Here is a 15,561-nt window from a genome sequence, read left to right on the forward strand (position 1 = left end):
GGTGGTCCGGCGCCCGCTCCCTCACCGGGCTCCGAAGGTGTCCTTCTTCGGGCCGGGGAACCGTCACAAACCCGACGCGCATGAACCGGAGTTGGGCGTCTTATTTGTCAGTGTCGTGCCGTACAACAGAGGACACGGCGAGGTCCGCCGTGCGGACGGGAGGAGGTGGCTCGGTGAGCATTTCCGAGCCCTTGGACGATCCGTGGGCCGACAGTGGGCCCAGTGATCGTCTGCCGGCCTCCCGTCGGCGCGGTGACGTCGGCCGGGGTCGTGACGAGCAGCACGACCGGGGCCGGGAGAACGGCACCTGGGACGGCGGGGGTTCGTCCTTCGAGCGGGTGCCGCCACAGGATCTGGACGCCGAGCAGTCCGTGCTGGGCGGCATGCTGCTGTCCAAGGACGCCATCGCAGATGTCGTCGAGATCCTCAAGGGCCACGACTTCTACAAGCCCGCGCACGAGACGATCTACCAGGCCATCCTGGACGTCTACGCCAAGGGTGAGCCGGCCGACCCGATCACCATCGCCGCCGAACTCACCAAACGTGGTGAGATCAACAAGGTCGGCGGCGCCGCGTATCTGCACAGCCTCGTCCAGACCGTGCCGACGGCGGCCAACGCCGAGTACTACGCCGAGATCGTCCATGAGCGGGCCGTTCTGCGCCGCCTGGTCGAGGCAGGTACGCGCATCACGCAGATGGGATACGCGGCCGACGGAGACGTGGACGAGATCGTCAACCGCGCCCAGGCCGAGATCTACGCCGTCACCGAGCAGCGCACCAGTGAGGACTACCTCCCGCTCGGCGACATCATGGAAGGCGCTCTCGACGAGATCGAGGCGATCGGCTCGCGCAGCGGCGAGATGACGGGTGTGCCCACGGGGTTCACGGACTTCGACTCGCTGACGAACGGGCTGCACCCGGGCCAGATGATCGTCATCGCGGCCCGTCCCGCCATGGGTAAGTCGACCCTCGCCCTGGACTTCGCGCGGGCCGCCTCCATCAAGCACAACCTGCCGAGCGTCATCTTCTCGCTCGAAATGGGCCGCAACGAGATCGCCATGCGTCTGCTGTCCGCCGAGGCCAGGGTCGCCCTGCACCACATGCGGTCCGGCACGATGACCGACGAGGACTGGACGCGACTCGCCCGCCGCATGCCGGACGTGTCGGCCGCGCCGCTGTACATCGACGACTCCCCGAACCTGTCGATGATGGAGATCCGCGCCAAGTGCCGGCGCCTGAAGCAGCGCAACGACCTGAAACTGGTCGTCATCGACTACCTCCAGCTGATGCAGTCCGGTGGCTCCAAGCGCGCCGAGAGCCGTCAGCAGGAGGTCTCGGACATGTCCCGTAACCTCAAGCTGCTCGCGAAGGAGCTGGAGATCCCGGTCATCGCGCTCTCGCAGCTCAACCGTGGTCCCGAGCAGCGCACCGACAAGAAGCCGATGGTCTCCGACCTGCGTGAGTCCGGCTCCATCGAGCAGGACGCCGACATGGTCATCCTGCTGCACCGTGAGGATGCCTACGAGAAGGAGTCCCCGCGCGCGGGCGAGGCTGACCTGATCGTCGCCAAGCACCGAAACGGTCCGACGGCCACCATCACGGTCGCTTTCCAGGGCCACTACTCGCGTTTCGTGGACATGGCCCAGACCTGACCCACCGGACACGTCCGCGGCTATGGGCGGGGGTGCCGGCGGGCCCGGCCGGGGGAGCACGGCAAATGCATTCGACGCCTGCCTCCGCACCAGGTGGACTGGGCCCATGACGAGAACTCAGGAAGTGCTCCTCCCCGCCACCCGCAGGGCCTTGCTCCACCGGATCGCCGTCGCGCAGGCCGAAGGACGGGCTCCGTCATTGGTCGCCGCGGTGGTACGGGACGGGCAGGCCGTCTGGCACGGGGCACGGACCTCGGTGGACGGGCACGGACCGGACGAGACCGTGCAGTACCGGATCGGATCCATCACCAAGACCTTCACCGCCGTGCTGGTGATGCGGCTGCGGGACGAGGGCGTCCTCGATCTCGGCGACCCGCTGGAGAAACATCTGCCGGGCACCGGCGCGGGGGAGGCGACGATCGCGGAACTGCTCGCGCACACCGCGGGGTTGGCGGCCGAATCGCCCGCGCCCTGGTGGGAACGGACGCCCGGTTCCCTGCGGCCCGAACTGAGCGATGTGCTCGGAGAACAGCCCCACCTGCATCCCGTCGGCCGACGGCACCACTACTCCAACCCCGGCTACACGCTTCTCGGCGCCCTGGTGGAAGAGTTGCGCGGCGCCCCCTGGGAGGAGGTGCTGCGCGCGGAGATCCTGGAGCCGCTGGGCCTGCACAGGACGAGCACGCAGCCGGAACCCCCGCATGCGGGCGGATGGGCGGTGCACCCGTGGGCCGACGCGATGCTTCCCGAGCCGGCGGAGGACCTGGGCCGGATGGCACCGGCCGGCCAGCTCTGGTCGACCACCGGGGACCTGGCACGGTTCGCCGCCTTTCTGGCCCGGGGAGACGAGCGGGTCCTGAGTGCGGAGTCCGTCCGGGAGATGCGCACTCCGGCGGCGCCCGCCGAGGCCGCGGATGTGGTGGACGGGGCCACCTATGGGCTGGGCATGCAGATCCAGTGCCGTGACGGCCGGCTGCTCGTCGGGCACTCCGGTTCCCTGCCGGGTTTTCTGGCGAACCTCACGATCAGCGTGGAGGACGACGTGGCCGCGGTGGTACTCGCCAATTGCACCAGCGGTCCGCTGCTGGGCGCCGTGGGAGCGGACCTCGTCCGGATTGTCGCGGAGGCGGAGCCGCGCATCCCCGAGCCCTGGCGGCCGCTGAGGGAGGTCGACCCGGCCATGCTGGAGCTCGTGGGTCAGTGGTACTGGGGCACCCATGCCTTCGGCCTGCGTGCGACCGCCGACGGCCTGCTCGCGCTGGCGCCACTGGCGGGTGGCGGACGGAGGGCCCGCTTCCGTGCGAACGACGACGGCACCTGGACGGGCCTGGAGGGCTACTACGCCGGTGAGCTGCTGCGGCCCGAACGGCGCCCGGACGGGTCGGTGAGCCATCTGGATCTCGGCTCATTCGTGTTCACCCGTCAGCCGTACCACCCCGAGGCCCCGGTGCCCGGTGGCGTGGCGCCGGAGGGGTGGCGGGGCATCGGCTAGCCCCGATCCGCACAAGGGGTGTGTTTCACGTGAAACACCCCCCTTGTTCCGTTCTTCGGGCCATCGTCAAAGGCGCAGCTTGAAGCCCTCGTGTGAGGCGGTGAAGCCCAGCCTCTCGTAGAAACGGTGCGCATCGGTCCGCGTCTTGTCGGACGTGAGCTGGACCATCTGGCAGTCGAGCCGTCGCGAGGTGTCGATCGCCCACTCGATCAGCCGGCTGCCCAGCCCGCTGCCCCGCTCATCGGCGTGGATGCGCACGGCCTCGATGAGCGCACGAGTGGCCCCCTTGTGCGAAAGCCCGGGGATGATCGTCAGCTGGAGAGTCCCGATCACACGGCCTTCGCGTACGGCGACGACGACATGCTGGTTGGGGTCGGCGGTGAGGAGTTCCAGCGCTTTCCGGTACGGCGTGAGATCGCCGGGCGACTCGCGCTGGGCCCCGAGCGGGTCGTCGGCGAGCATCGCCACGATCGCCGGGAGGTCGTCGGCGGTCGCGGCACGTATCTCAAGATCGTCCATGGGCGCACCCTACGCGGGCACGTTCAGGGACTCCACCACCCGCACCAGCGGCGCCAGTTCGGGGCTCTGGGCGGCGCTGTCCAGGGCCTCGCGCAAGGCGGCGTCATTGGTGGGCCGTGCCTCCTCCAGCAGCCGCAGACCCGCCGGGGTGACGTTGGTGTAGATGCCGCGCCGGTCGGTGGGGCACAGGTAGCGCTCCAGCAGTCCGCGGTCCTCCAGCCGGGTCACCAGGCGGGTGGTGGCGCTCTGGCTGAGCACGACCGCGTCGGCGACCTGCTTCATCTGCAGGTGCCCACCCTCGCCTTCGTGCTGTCTGCTGAGGACGTCCAGCAGTGAGTACTCACGGACGCTCAGGTCGTGCTTGGCCTGCAGAGCGCGCTCGATGTGCGCCTCGATCCGTCCGTGCAGCGCAGAAAGGGCGCACCAGCCCTGCGCGAGGGCGGTGAGCGCGGGGTCCGTCGCTGTCATTGGCGTTTTCCTCCGTCCCGGAGTGACTCCATCAAGAGTAGAGCACTGTCGCAATAGACGTCGCTTGCATTTAGCCCGCGTCTGCAACTATTGTGAACGAACGCAACGCGCTCCTGCAATCGTCTCGGAAGGTGTACCCCTCTCATGCCTCTCGCGCTTCTGGCCCTCGCGATCGGGGCCTTCGGAATCGGAACGACCGAGTTCGTGATCATGGGCTTGCTGCCTGAGGTCGCGGGCGACTTCGGGGTCTCCATCCCCACGGCGGGCCTGCTCGTGACCGGCTACGCGCTCGGCGTGGTCATCGGCGCCCCGCTGATGACCGTGCTCGGCACCAAGGTCCCGCGCAAGCGGATGCTCATGCTGCTCATGGGCCTGTTCATCGCCGGGAACCTGCTCTCGGCCGTCGCCCCGGTCTTCGCGGTCATGCTGATCGGACGCGTGGTGGCCTCGCTCGCCCACGGTGCCTTCTTCGGCATCGGCTCGGTCGTCGCCGCCGACCTGGTGGCGCCCGACAAGAAGGCCGGCGCCATCGCCATGATGTTCACCGGTCTGACCATCGCCAACGTCGTCGGCGTCCCGCTGGGCACGTTCATCGGGCAGAGCGCCGGCTGGCGCGTCACCTTCGGGATCGTCGCGGCCCTCGGTGTCGTCGGCCTCGCCGGTATCGCCAAGCTCGTTCCCGAGCTGCCGCGGCCCGAGGGCGTCCACCTGCGCCATGAGCTGGCCGCCTTCAAGAACGCCCAGGTCCTGCTGGCCATGGCGATGACCGTCCTCGGCTTCGGTGGTGTCTTCGCGGCCATCACCTACATCGCCCCGATGATGACCCACATCGCCGGCTTCGCCGACGGCTCGGTCACCTGGCTGCTGGTCTTGTTCGGCCTCGGCATGGTGGGCGGAAACCTCATCGGCGGCAAGTTCGCCGACCGCGCCCTGATGCCGATGCTGTACGTCTCCCTGGGCGCCCTGGCCGTCGTTCTGGCGCTCTTCACTCTCACCGCCCACAACAAGATCGCGGCCGCGGTGACCATCGCCCTGATCGGCGCCCTCGGCTTCGCCACCGTGCCGCCGCTGCAGAAGCGCGTCCTCGACCAGGCGCACGGCGCCCCGACGCTCGCCTCGGCCGTGAACATCGGCGCCTTCAACCTGGGCAACGCCCTGTCCGCCTGGCTCGGCGGCCTCGTGATCGCGGCCGGTTTCGGCTACACGTCCCCCAACTGGGTCGGCGCTGCCCTCGCCGCTGCCGCTCTGGTCCTCGCCTTCCTCTCGGCGGCCCTGGAGCGCCGTGATGGCGCCCGCGGGACCGTGACCGCTTCCGGCACAGTGGCGGAGCAGCGGACGCCCGTCCACCACTGAGCGCCCGCAGTCCGGGCGCCTCACCCCACAGACCTCCGTACCGGGGCTCTCCCGGTACGGCAAGCACCCACCACAGCCCCACCCGAGGAGACACCTCCATGACCACCACCGCCGTCGCCCCGCTCACCATCGAGGACGCCGAGCTGCTGGTCGCCACCGCCCGCCGGGCGGCCGAGGACACCGGAGTCGCCGTCAGCGTCACGGTCCTGGACGCCGGCGGCCACCTGCTCGCCTTCCGCCGGGACGACCGTGCCGTGCTGATCTCCGGCGAGACCAGCACCCGCAAGGCCTACACGGCTCTTCAGCTGAACGCGCCCACCGCCGACCTCGTCGACGCCGTCCAGCCCGGCGGCCTCTTCCACACCCTCCCCACGGCGCTCGACCGGCCCCTGCTCTTCATCGCGGGCGGCATCCCGGTCCACCGTGACGGCCGGCTGGTCGGCGCGATCGGTGTCGGCGGCGGTGCTCCCGACCAGGACCATGGCTTCGCCGCCGCGGCCGTGCAGGCGCTCGCCTGAGCCACAGAGACAGCCCGGACCTCATGACACCGGCCCCGCCGCTTCGAGCGGCGGGGCCGGCCCGCGTCGTACGAGGACTCAGCCCGCGGCGACCGTCAGCGGTGCGAACCGCCGGGTCCAGTCCCCCGGCAGTTCGGTGATGCCACAGGCCATCACCGAGTTGAAGGCCACGGAGGCTAGGCCGCGCTCCTTCGCCCAGGTCAGCAGCTCTTCATGGCGCACATCGATGTCGGTCCGCAGCGGACGGTCCGTGTTGGCCGCCAGCGAGGCGATCAGTGCCTTGGCGGTCTCCGTGTCCCGGGCGATCAGCGGACCGACGACATGGGTGTCCATGTTGGGCCACGCGGCGGTGTAGCCAATAAGGCGGCCGCCCTCCTCGGCCACCCGGAGCTGATCGGCGAAGGCGGGCAGGCGCGTGATGAGAGAGGTGCGGTCGGCGCCGAACACCTCCTCGTCGAGGCGCAGGATCGCCGGGAGATCCTCTGCGGTGGCGGCGCGGGTGGCGACCTCGGGATCCCCGCCGCCGGGGGTGAAGTGGCCCATCAGCATCTCCGCCCGGGCCGTCACCTTGAAGCCCAGCTCCTCGTACAGAGGACGGCCGTACGGCGTGGCGTGCAGAGTCAGGGGAGTCGTCCCCATGCTGGACACGACATGCCGCATCAGACGGCGCCCAACGCCCCGGCGGGCGTGACGTTCGGCCACCAGAACCATGCCGATGGCGGCGAGATCCGGCCGCCCCCACGCGCCGTACTCCGTGACCACGCACGCGGCGACGAGGCCGCCCTCGGGGTCGTCGATGCCGAAGCCCTTCCCGGCTGTGAGAAGGAAGCCCCACTTGTGTTCCTCGCGTGGCCACCCCCGGTCTTCGGACAGGTCGGCGCAGGCGGTGAGATCGCGAAGCGTCAGACGGCGAATGGGTAGAGCGGTGAGGGAAGGAGTTGGCACGCAGGTCAGGCTGTCCGACCGGCACCCCCGCCGTCCACCCGTTTCGACGGTGACGTACGTGCTTTTGGCCATCTCGTGGCCCCGTGCATAGCCCGTGGACAGCTCTGCGTGTTTCACGTGAAACATCGGCAACCCACTAGCCTCGGGTCATGGCGAGACTTCATCTCTTCGATCTCGACGGCACCTTGCTGCACGGAACCACCGCTCCAGTGGAGATTTCACGCCAGTTGGGCTTGGAGACAGAGACGGTGGCACTGGACCGTGCGATCGCAGAGGGCCGGATCGGTCCGCCGCAGTACGCGGCCGAGGTGTACGACCTGTGGGCGGACCTGACCGAGGAGCATGTGCGGGCCGCGTTCGAGGCGGCTCCCTGGCTGGCCCGTATCCGTGAAGTCTGGGCAGCGATCAGAAGCGCGGGCGAGTACTGCGCGGTGGTGTCTCTCTCACCCTCCTTCTTCGTGGAACGCCTCCTCGACTGGGGTGCCCACGCGGCGCATGGGTCGCGTTTCCCGGCCGTGCCGTTCACCGAGCCCGTCGACCCCTCCGGGGCGCTCAGCGCAGCGGCCAAGGTGACCATTGCGAACCGGCTCTGCGCGGAGTTCGGGGTGGCACGAGCCGACTGTGTGGCGTACGGCGACTCGTCGTCGGACAAGGAGTTGTTCGCTGCCGTACCTGTTTCCGTGGCGGTCAACGCCGATGCGCACCTGGCCGGACTGGCGACCCACTCGTACAGGGGACGGGATCTGTGGGATGCCTATGAATTGGCCGGACCGGCCCGGTAATGGACCGACGTCGCCGCTCAGCTCAGCCCCGTTGTTCGAGGCGAGGGCACACCATGGAAATGGCCTAGCCGAGGTCAGGGGCGTGCATGGCCCGTACCCCTTCGATGTTCCCGTCCAGGTAGTGGCGCAGGGACAGCGGGACGAGGTGAACGGAGGCGATGCCGACGCGGGTGAACGGGATGCGGACGATCTCGTACTCACCGGTCGGCTCGTCCACTTCGGGGCCGTGACGCAGGGAGGGGTCCATGGACTCCAGCCGGCAGACGAAGAAGTGCTGCACCTTCACCCCGGTCGCGCCGCCGTCCTCACCGATGTGCTCGACCGTGTCCACGAAACACGGCACCACGTCGGTGATCTTGGCGCCGAGTTCCTCCTCGACCTCGCGGTGGAGGGCATCCACGACGGTCGAGTCCCCGGGTTCGACTCCGCCACCGGGGGTGACCCAGTAGGGATCGACACCAGGCTTGGTGCGCTTGATCAGGATCAGGTCGTCACCGTCCAGAAGAACGGCACGGGCGGTGCGCTTGACCACGGGTCGGACGGTCATGGGAGAAATGTGGCCCGGCTGGTTCCACGTGAAACATCGCAAAGTGCCACGACATGACCGCAGTGCGTGCACCCCGTGCGGGCGGTGTCAGCCCCAAGCCGTGGCGGCGCGCTGGAGCTCCTCATGGGCCCGGGCGATATGGGGCAGGGCGAGCGTGCCGGTCCGCACCACCAGGAAGTACGTACGCAGTGGCGGGACCACCGGATCGTGCAGGGTGACGACCGTGCCGTCCTCCAGCGCCAGGGCACACAGGTAGCGGGGCAGCACCGCCAGTCCGGCCCCGGCGACGACGCAGGAGAGCACGGCCCGCAGATCCGGGACGATGACCGTGCCCGTGGCGGCCGGGCGGGAGTCGAAGACGGAGGCCCAGTAGCGTGAGACGAACGGCAGCGACTCGTGGACCTCGACGAGGGGCAGGTCTTCCAGGGCCGGGGCGCCCTTCAGTCGCAGGGCGTCCGAGCCGATCCGCTCCGCCCAGCGTGGGGCGGCGACCAGCACATGCTCCTCGTCGCAGAGCGGAGTGGCGGTGAGCAGCGCCCCGCGCGGCCACGCCGTGCTGATGGCCAGATCATGAAGGCCGCAGGCCAGCCCCTCCAGTACTTCCTCGGTCGTCCCGAAGGAGGCCCGTAGCGTGAAGCTCCGGCTGTCGTCGCCGGTCGGCTCGCTGAGCGCCGGCAGAGCGCGTTCGGCGGTGAACTCCGGAGGCCCGGCCAGATGCAGCGTCCGTGACGAGGACTCGTCGTCCAGGCCGCTCTCCGCTATCTCCACCAAGGCGTCGAGATGCGGTGCGGCCCTGTGCGCGAGTTCGTCGCCGACGGTCGTCGGGGTCACTCCGCGCGCCTGGCGGAGGAACAGCGGTCTGCCGAGCTGCCGCTCCAGCGTGCGTATCTGCGAGGTGACGGCAGGCTGGGAGAGGCCGAGCAGAGCGGCGGCGCGGGTGAAGGAGCCGGCTCTGTGCACGGCGACGAAGGTCCGCAGCAAGGCCAGATCCATGGCACGCCCTCCCCTGTCGCTGCCTCCTCCGGCCCCCAGGCAGGCACCAACTATAAATAAGTCGATAGGTCTCTGTCGTTAGCGTGATTGGACACTGACGCAGAGTCAACTAGCCTGGTTCGCACGGTCTTTCCCAGGAAAGCCGCAGGCGGTCCGAGCCACGAGGGGGGAGGCTCGGACCGTCCTGACGACAGCGACGGGAGACGCGGACGCTACTCGGCGGACTCGTCCAGGGCGCGCAGCACGTCTGCCACCAGGTCCTCGGGGTCCTCCGCGCCGACGGACATGCGGATGAAGCCCTCCGAGACGGCGTCTCCGCCCCAGCGGCGGCGGCGTTCGGCCGTGGACCGCACCCCGCCGAAACTCGTAGCGTCCTCCACCAGCCGCAGGGCAGCCAGAAAACGCTCGGCACGCGTGCGCGTGGGCAGGGTGAAGGAGACGACGGAGCCGTAGCGGCGCATCTGCTGCGCGGCGATCTTGTGCGAGGGGTCGTCGGGCAGGCCCGGGTAGCGCAGGTCGGAGACCTCGGGCCGCTGCCGCAGCGCCTCCGCGACGGCGAGGGCGGTGGCGTTCTGCCGGTCGACGCGCAGCTGGAGCGTGGCGACGGACCGGTGTGCGAGCCACGCCTCCATGGGCCCGGAGATCGCGCCGACGATCTTGCGCCAGCGGCGCACGGCGGCCATCGCCTCGGGGTCGCGGCCGGTGACGTAACCCAGCAGGACATCGCCATGGCCGGTGAGCTGCTTGGTACCGCTGGCCACGGAGAAGTCGGCGCCCAGTTCCAGCGGGCGCTGGCCGAGCGGGGTGGCGAGGGTGTTGTCGACGGCCACCAGGGCACCACGCGCGTGGGCCGCCCCGGCCAGGCGCCGGATGTCGCAGACATCGAGTCCGGGGTTGGACGGCGACTCGATCCACAGCAGCCGCGCCCCGTCGAGCACCTCCAGCTGGGCGTCCCCGCCGGTCGGCGCGGTGCGCACCTCGACGCCGTACGCCTCCAGCTGGGCGCCGACCAGCGGCAGCACCTGGTAGCCGTCGGACGGCAGCACGACCGCGTCCCCGGCGCGCAGCTGCGAGAACAGCACGGCGGAGATCGCCGCCATGCCGGAGGCGAAGACCAGCGTCTCGGCGTCCTCCCGTCCGGGTGCCTCCAGCTCGCTGACGGCCCGCTCCAGCAGCGTCCAGGTCGGGTTGTCGTCACGGCCGTACGCATACGGTCCCGAGACCTCGCCGGGCAGGTGGAAGTGGGCCGCGAACACCGGTCCGGGCAGGGTCGGCTCGTTCTTGGCGGGCTCCGGCAGTCCCGCCCGTACCGCGCGCGTGCCGTCGCCGACGCGGCCCTCGTTGTTCGTGGCGTCGCTCATGCGGCCCGTCCTTCCAGTTCGTCCCGTACGGCGGCGAGCAGACCGGTGCTCGCCCCCTCCACCATCTCAAGGCACTCCTCGAAGCCGTCCCGGCCCCCGTAGTACGGGTCCGGCACGTCGAGGTCGTCACCGGCGGTGGGGTCGTAGGAGCGAAGCAGGCGTATCTTGCGCGCGTCCTCCTCGGTGGGCGCGAGGCGGCGCAGGGCCTTGAGATGGCCGGTGTCGAGGGCTATCACCAGGTCGAGACGGGCGAACCACGACGGCAGGAACTGGCGGGCGACGTGCTCGCTGTCGTAGCCGTGCTCCTCCAGGACGGAGACGGTACGCGGGTCGGCGGGCTCACCCTCGTGCCAGCCGCCGGTGCCGGCGCTGTCGACCGTCACCAGGTCCTCCAGCCCGGCCTCCGCCACGCGCGCGCGGAAGACGGACTCGGCCATCGGGGAGCGGCAGATGTTACCGGTGCAGACGAAACAGACGCGGTAGGCCATGCGCTCAGTCCTCGTCGGGCAGGACGACGTGCAGCGCCCAGGAGACCACGGAGACGATCAGACCGCCGACGACGGCCGTCCAGAAGCCCTCCACATGGAAACTCAGGTCGAGCTTGCCACACACCCAGGAGGTCAGCAGCAGCATCAGCGCGTTCACGACCAGGGTGATCAGGCCCAGTGTCAGGATGAACAGCGGGAAGGTGAGCACCTTCACGACCGGCTTGACCAACCAGTTCACCAGGCCGAAGATCAACGCGACGACGATCAGCGTGCCGGCCTTCTTGGCGGTGCTGTCACCCGTCAGGGTGATCTTGTCGAGCAGCCATACCGCGACCGCCAGAGCGCCCGCGTTGGCGATCGTCTTGACTACGAAATTCTTCATGTGTCTGATCGTGGCAGACCGGGCGGACCCTGGCCGGACGGACGGCGAGCGGTGCGACGGCGGGCAGCGAACAGCGAGCAGTGAGGCGAGGGCGGCAGCGGCGATGAAGGCATTCCGGCTGGACGATCTGGAGGCGGAACGCGCCGCCAACGAAGGCGCCTACCTGCAGTTCCTGCGCGAGCGGAACATGTCGGTCGGGCTGTACGCCCTCAACGCGGGCGAGCACGACCCGCAGAAGCCGCACGGGCAGGACGAGGTGTACTTCGTGGTCAGCGGCCGGGCGTCGATCACCGTCGGTCTGGAGACGACCCAGGTGGCGCGGGGCAGCGTCGTGTACGTGCCCGCCGGGGTCGCCCACAAGTTCCACCACATCAGCGAGGACCTCAGGGTGCTCGTCGTGTTCTCTCCGCCCGAGGCGTGACCCCGGAGCCCGGGTTCCCTAGGGGACGGGTCAGGGGAGGACAAGGGATGCGAGGCCCCCGTGAGGGCCCTCCGCGGCCCTAGCATCGAGTGCGGAACATCGACAACGCACGAGAACGCAAAGGACGAGGGCGATGCGAGAGATCTTCGCGGGGCTGCCGTGGTGGGTGAAGTGGGTCGCGGTGCCGGTCATCGCCCTGGTCGTGTTCGGCGGCCTGATAGCGACGGTGGTCGGGTTCGTGATCGGCCTGCTCTTCAAGGCGCTGGTCTTCGTCGCCCTGGTCGGCGGACTGATCTACATCGTCCGCAAGTTCATGGGGAACTCCTCGTCCCGCAGCGACTGGTGAGGTGCCCGGGAGCCGGTCACCCGTGACGGAGGGCCGGTTCCCTCGGGGGAGGGAAGTTTCCCCCGGGAGCCGTCGGCGGGCGGTGGCGGGCCGTTAAAGTCCGGAACTCCCACGGGGTCCGGCCCCGTGGGCGGCGCAGACCCCCCTCCGTGCTCTTCCTCGCACGGGCTGCCCCTCGCGCTCCGGGAGTGACCCTTGGCCACGGTTGACACCGCACCGGCAGAACCCCACGCACCCCCCGCCCCACCGCGCTCCTGCGCGGCCCCCGTCCAGCGACCGGTGCCCCTGGCCGTGCCGGGCCAGCCCCAGGCAGGGGACATCCCCGGACCCCCCTGTGCCGGGGACCGCTCCGGACCACCGCCCTCCGCCGGCCGACCGGGACCACCGGCCGCCCCCACGCCCACCGCCACGCTCATCGGGTCCGTCCAGCGCGCCATGCGTCTGCTGGAGACCGTCGCCGCGCACGCGTACGGCGCCCCCGCCAAACAACTCGCCCGTGAGACCGGCCTCGCGCTGCCCACGGCGTACCACCTGCTGCGCACCCTGGTCCACGAGGGCTATCTGCGCCGTGAGAAGGGGCTGTTCTTCCTCGGTGACGCGGCGGAGCGACTGGGCCGCAGTGGAGCGCAGCAGAAACGTCGCAGCATGGTGGCGGACACGCTCGCGCACTGGCGCGATTCCATCGGAGTGCCGGTGTACTACGCGATGTACCGGGACGGTGAGATCGAGGTCATGTGCGTCTCCGCCTCCCGTCAGGCACCCGCGGTGGAGGAGTGGGCGGACTTCCGTGAGACCGGCCATGCGCACGCGATCGGGCAGTGCCTGCTCTCCCAGCTGGACGAGGACGCGCGACGCGACCACCTCGCCCGGTATCCGGTGCGGCCCATCACGCCGTACACGGTGCGGGACAACGACGCGCTGCTGCGGCGGCTGGTCCGGATGCGGCGCATGGAACCGGTGGTGGAGCGCCAGGAGTACGCGGTCGGCACCGTCTGCGCGGCGGTCCCGATCACGGTCGGCACCACCGCGGCCACCATGGCCATCTCGCTGCCCGTCCATCAGGCCGACCGGCTGATGCCCGCCGCACAGCGGCTGCAGGCGGAGATCGGTCGGCACCTGGGATCGCTCACTCTCTCTATCAGTATCTGAAAACTCACTCCTTGTGATCTCTCGTGTACTTTCAGCAAGATTTGACCACGGTCAGAGGGATCAATCCCGGCCAGTCGATGTCATATGACGGGATAGGCGATGCGCGAGTCCGTACAGGCAGAAGTCATGATGAGCTTTCTCGTGTCGGAGGAGCTCTCCTTCCGCATCCCGGTGGAGTTGCGCTACGAGACCTGTGATCCGTATGCCGTACGCCTCACCTTCCATCTGCCCGGTGATGCTCCGGTCACCTGGGCCTTCGGGCGGGAACTGCTGATCGACGGGGTCGGCCGCCCGTGCGGTGAGGGGGACGTGCACATCGCCCCCGTCGATTCCGAGGTGCTGGGTGAGGTGCTGATCCGGCTCCAGGTCGGCGGCGACCAGGCCCTGTTCCGCTCGTCGGCGCCGCCGCTCGTGGCCTTCCTCGACCGTACGGACAAGCTCGTGCCGCTCGGTCAGGAGGGTGCACTCGCCGATTTCGACGCTCATCTGGACGAGGCCCTGGACCGCATCCTGGCCGAGGAACAGAGCGCCGGCTGAAGCGTCGCGGCAACGGTGACGGGCGATCCGCCGTGCCCGTGCGGAACTGTGCAGGAACGCTTCTGCGGCGGGGTCCCGTTCCAGCGGGCCCACCCCGCCGCGGTGCTCACCCCTCCCCGGTGCTCATCCTCCCCCTGCTGACCGCTTCGCTTCCGGCGTCAGCCCTCCCTGCGTCATCGCTTCCGGCGTCGGCCCCGGCCGCCGCGTGCCGGTGCGGGCCGCGCCCCGGCGAGCGCCGTCGCACCGGGCCCGGTCCGGTCGGCCGACACGACGAGCGCGGCCAGCGCGGTGGTGACGGGGACCGAGGCGACCAGACCGATCGAGCCCACCAGCGTGCGCACGATCTCCTCGGCCACCAGCTCGCTGTTGGCCACGGTGCCGACGCTGCTCTGAGCGATCGAGAACAGCAGCAGCAACGGCAGTGCGGCACCGGCGTAGGCGAGCACGAGGGTGTTGACCACGGACGCGATGTGGTCGCGGCCGATCCGGATGCCCGCCCGGTACAGCCCCCGCCAGCCCATCGACGGGTTGGCCTCGTGCAGCTCCCAGACGGCCGAGGTCTGCGTCACCGTCACGTCGTCCAGGACGCCGAGCGAACCGATGATGACGCCGGCCAGCAGCAGACCGCTCATGTCGATCGACGGATACAGGCCGTGGATCAGGCCGGTGTTGTCGTCCGTGTTGCCGGTCAGCGCCGCCCAGCCGATGAACAGTGAGCCGAGCACGCCGATCAGGCAGAGGGAGATCAGCGTGCCGAGTACGGCCACCGACGTACGCGCCGACAGACCGTGGCACATGTACAGGGCGATCAGCATGATGGCGCTCGACCCCACCACGGCGACCAGCAGCGGGTTCGCCCCCTCCAGGATCGCCGGCAGGATGAACAGCGTCAGCACGAGGAAACTCACGGCCAGTGCGACCAGCGCCATGACCCCGCGCAGCCGGCCCACCACCACGACGGCCACCGCGAAGATCCCCGCGAGCAGTGTCATGGGGAACTTGCGGTTCACATCGGTCACCGAGTACTGCAGGTCCTTGGGGGCCGAGGGCTCGTAGGCGACCACGACCTTCTCGCCCTGGTGCAGTTGCCGCGACTGGTCCGGCTGCACGATCTCGGTGAAGGTACGACCCTCGTCCTTGCCGGTGTCGACCCGGATGGTGGCCTTCTTGCAGGTTCCGTCGGGCCCCGCCTCCGCCGACGTGCCCTCGGCGGTGGAGGTGTCGCCGGCCGGAGTGCTGCCGCCCGCGTTCACCGACTTGCAGCTGACCTCGACGACCCGGGTGACCGTGGCCTGCTGGGTCTGCCGGTCGAAGCCGACGCCGGTGCGCTTGTGGGAGGGGGCTTGCCCGGGCCAGAGCACCACGAGGCCGACCAGGACCGCCGCGGTGAAGGGGACCAGGATCGCCGCGATGACCTTGCGCAGGTGCTGGGAGACGGGGGCAGCCGGGCCGTGGTTGTGGCTGTGGCCGTGCGCGTGGCTGTCGCCGTGCGGGTGACCGTGGCCGCGTGGACCGTGGCCGTGTCCGTCGCCCTCTTCCGGGCCGTCTCGGCGGGGCGGCTCGGGCGGCTGGTAGGGGTACTGCTCCATCCTGGTCACCGCCCGATCA

General features: G+C 69.9%; 18 protein-coding genes. 9 read left to right on the forward strand and 9 right to left on the reverse strand.

The genetic code is table 11. The features are described from left to right. Nucleotides 1-173 precede the first annotated feature (173 nt). Both dnaB and C3492_RS22780 read left to right on the forward strand, forming a co-directional pair. The gene (dnaB, locus tag C3492_RS22775) at nucleotides 174-1,652 is read left to right on the forward strand and encodes a replicative DNA helicase (RefSeq protein WP_103813598.1); all 1,479 of its coding nucleotides are present in this window, start codon (nucleotides 174-176) and stop codon (nucleotides 1,650-1,652) included. A 106-nt stretch (nucleotides 1,653-1,758) separates the two neighbouring features. Then, complete coding sequence (locus C3492_RS22780) at nucleotides 1,759-3,144, forward strand: serine hydrolase (RefSeq protein ID WP_103813599.1); 1,386 nt, start codon at nucleotides 1,759-1,761, stop codon at nucleotides 3,142-3,144. A 66-nt stretch (nucleotides 3,145-3,210) separates the two neighbouring features. Here C3492_RS22780 and C3492_RS22785 read toward each other — a convergent pair whose 3' ends face one another. Then, nucleotides 3,211-3,663 carry a GNAT family N-acetyltransferase gene (locus C3492_RS22785; protein WP_103813600.1) on the reverse strand — a complete coding sequence of 151 codons (453 nt, stop codon included), beginning with the start codon at nucleotides 3,661-3,663 and terminating at the stop codon, nucleotides 3,211-3,213. A 9-nt stretch (nucleotides 3,664-3,672) separates the two neighbouring features. Further along, nucleotides 3,673-4,131 (reverse strand): MarR family winged helix-turn-helix transcriptional regulator, encoded by a 459-nt coding sequence (locus C3492_RS22790; RefSeq protein ID WP_014673743.1) that lies wholly within the window; start codon nucleotides 4,129-4,131, stop codon nucleotides 3,673-3,675. Between the two features lie 144 nt (nucleotides 4,132-4,275). Here C3492_RS22790 and C3492_RS22795 point away from each other — a divergent pair, with 144 nt between their 5' ends. Both C3492_RS22795 and C3492_RS22800 read left to right on the forward strand, forming a co-directional pair. Beyond that, nucleotides 4,276-5,484 carry an MFS transporter gene (locus tag C3492_RS22795; RefSeq protein ID WP_103813601.1) on the forward strand — a complete coding sequence of 403 codons (1,209 nt, stop codon included), beginning with the start codon at nucleotides 4,276-4,278 and terminating at the stop codon, nucleotides 5,482-5,484. A 98-nt stretch (nucleotides 5,485-5,582) separates the two neighbouring features. Further along, nucleotides 5,583-6,002: a heme-binding protein gene (locus tag C3492_RS22800; RefSeq protein ID WP_103813602.1), complete on the forward strand. Its 420-nt coding sequence runs from the start codon at nucleotides 5,583-5,585 to the stop codon at nucleotides 6,000-6,002. Nucleotides 6,003-6,080: 78 nt separating this feature from the next. Here C3492_RS22800 and C3492_RS22805 read toward each other — a convergent pair whose 3' ends face one another. After that, nucleotides 6,081-6,947: a GNAT family N-acetyltransferase gene (locus C3492_RS22805; protein WP_103813603.1), complete on the reverse strand. Its 867-nt coding sequence runs from the start codon at nucleotides 6,945-6,947 to the stop codon at nucleotides 6,081-6,083. A 149-nt stretch (nucleotides 6,948-7,096) separates the two neighbouring features. Here C3492_RS22805 and C3492_RS22810 point away from each other — a divergent pair, with 149 nt between their 5' ends. Then, nucleotides 7,097-7,729, forward strand: coding sequence for an HAD family phosphatase (locus tag C3492_RS22810; RefSeq protein ID WP_103813604.1), 633 nt, complete (start codon nucleotides 7,097-7,099; stop codon nucleotides 7,727-7,729). 64 nt (nucleotides 7,730-7,793) lie between these two features. On the opposite strand, the gene C3492_RS22815 is transcribed toward C3492_RS22810, so the two are convergent. From C3492_RS22815 to C3492_RS22835, 5 genes are all read right to left on the reverse strand, one after another. Beyond that, nucleotides 7,794-8,276: an NUDIX domain-containing protein gene (locus tag C3492_RS22815; RefSeq protein WP_103813605.1), complete on the reverse strand. Its 483-nt coding sequence runs from the start codon at nucleotides 8,274-8,276 to the stop codon at nucleotides 7,794-7,796. A gap of 87 nt (nucleotides 8,277-8,363) precedes the next feature. Next, nucleotides 8,364-9,269 (reverse strand): LysR family transcriptional regulator, encoded by a 906-nt coding sequence (locus tag C3492_RS22820; protein ID WP_103813606.1) that lies wholly within the window; start codon nucleotides 9,267-9,269, stop codon nucleotides 8,364-8,366. A 212-nt stretch (nucleotides 9,270-9,481) separates the two neighbouring features. After that, nucleotides 9,482-10,630 carry a cystathionine gamma-lyase gene (locus tag C3492_RS22825; protein ID WP_103813607.1) on the reverse strand — a complete coding sequence of 383 codons (1,149 nt, stop codon included), beginning with the start codon at nucleotides 10,628-10,630 and terminating at the stop codon, nucleotides 9,482-9,484. Then, on the reverse strand, nucleotides 10,627-11,118 hold the full coding sequence (locus C3492_RS22830) for a low molecular weight protein-tyrosine-phosphatase (protein ID WP_103813608.1): 492 nt from the start codon (nucleotides 11,116-11,118) through the stop codon (nucleotides 10,627-10,629). The genes C3492_RS22825 and C3492_RS22830 overlap by 4 nt, the downstream gene beginning before the upstream one ends. A 4-nt stretch (nucleotides 11,119-11,122) precedes the next feature. Continuing rightward, on the reverse strand, nucleotides 11,123-11,500 hold the full coding sequence (locus C3492_RS22835; RefSeq protein ID WP_103813609.1) for a phage holin family protein: 378 nt from the start codon (nucleotides 11,498-11,500) through the stop codon (nucleotides 11,123-11,125). A 103-nt stretch (nucleotides 11,501-11,603) separates the two neighbouring features. Here C3492_RS22835 and C3492_RS22840 point away from each other — a divergent pair, with 103 nt between their 5' ends. From C3492_RS22840 to C3492_RS22855, 4 genes are all read left to right on the forward strand, one after another. Further along, nucleotides 11,604-11,921, forward strand: a complete 318-nt coding sequence (locus C3492_RS22840; RefSeq protein WP_030640081.1) for a cupin domain-containing protein — start codon at nucleotides 11,604-11,606, stop codon at nucleotides 11,919-11,921. A 133-nt stretch (nucleotides 11,922-12,054) separates the two neighbouring features. Beyond that, nucleotides 12,055-12,267 carry a DUF5326 family protein gene (locus C3492_RS22845; protein WP_030640080.1) on the forward strand — a complete coding sequence of 71 codons (213 nt, stop codon included), beginning with the start codon at nucleotides 12,055-12,057 and terminating at the stop codon, nucleotides 12,265-12,267. 195 nt (nucleotides 12,268-12,462) lie between these two features. Further along, entirely contained in the window at nucleotides 12,463-13,416 is a 954-nt protein-coding gene (locus C3492_RS22850) for an IclR family transcriptional regulator (protein WP_258055827.1), read from the forward strand. 99 nt (nucleotides 13,417-13,515) lie between these two features. Continuing rightward, on the forward strand, nucleotides 13,516-13,953 hold the full coding sequence (locus C3492_RS22855; protein WP_103813611.1) for an SsgA family sporulation/cell division regulator: 438 nt from the start codon (nucleotides 13,516-13,518) through the stop codon (nucleotides 13,951-13,953). 173 nt (nucleotides 13,954-14,126) lie between these two features. Here C3492_RS22855 and C3492_RS22860 read toward each other — a convergent pair whose 3' ends face one another. Beyond that, nucleotides 14,127-15,542: a YibE/F family protein gene (locus C3492_RS22860; RefSeq protein ID WP_103813612.1), complete on the reverse strand. Its 1,416-nt coding sequence runs from the start codon at nucleotides 15,540-15,542 to the stop codon at nucleotides 14,127-14,129. Between the last annotated feature and the right edge of the window lie 19 nt (nucleotides 15,543-15,561).

The organism is Streptomyces sp. Ru62, assembly GCF_002920615.1.
Taxonomy (GTDB): Bacteria; Actinomycetota; Actinomycetes; order Streptomycetales; family Streptomycetaceae; genus Streptomyces.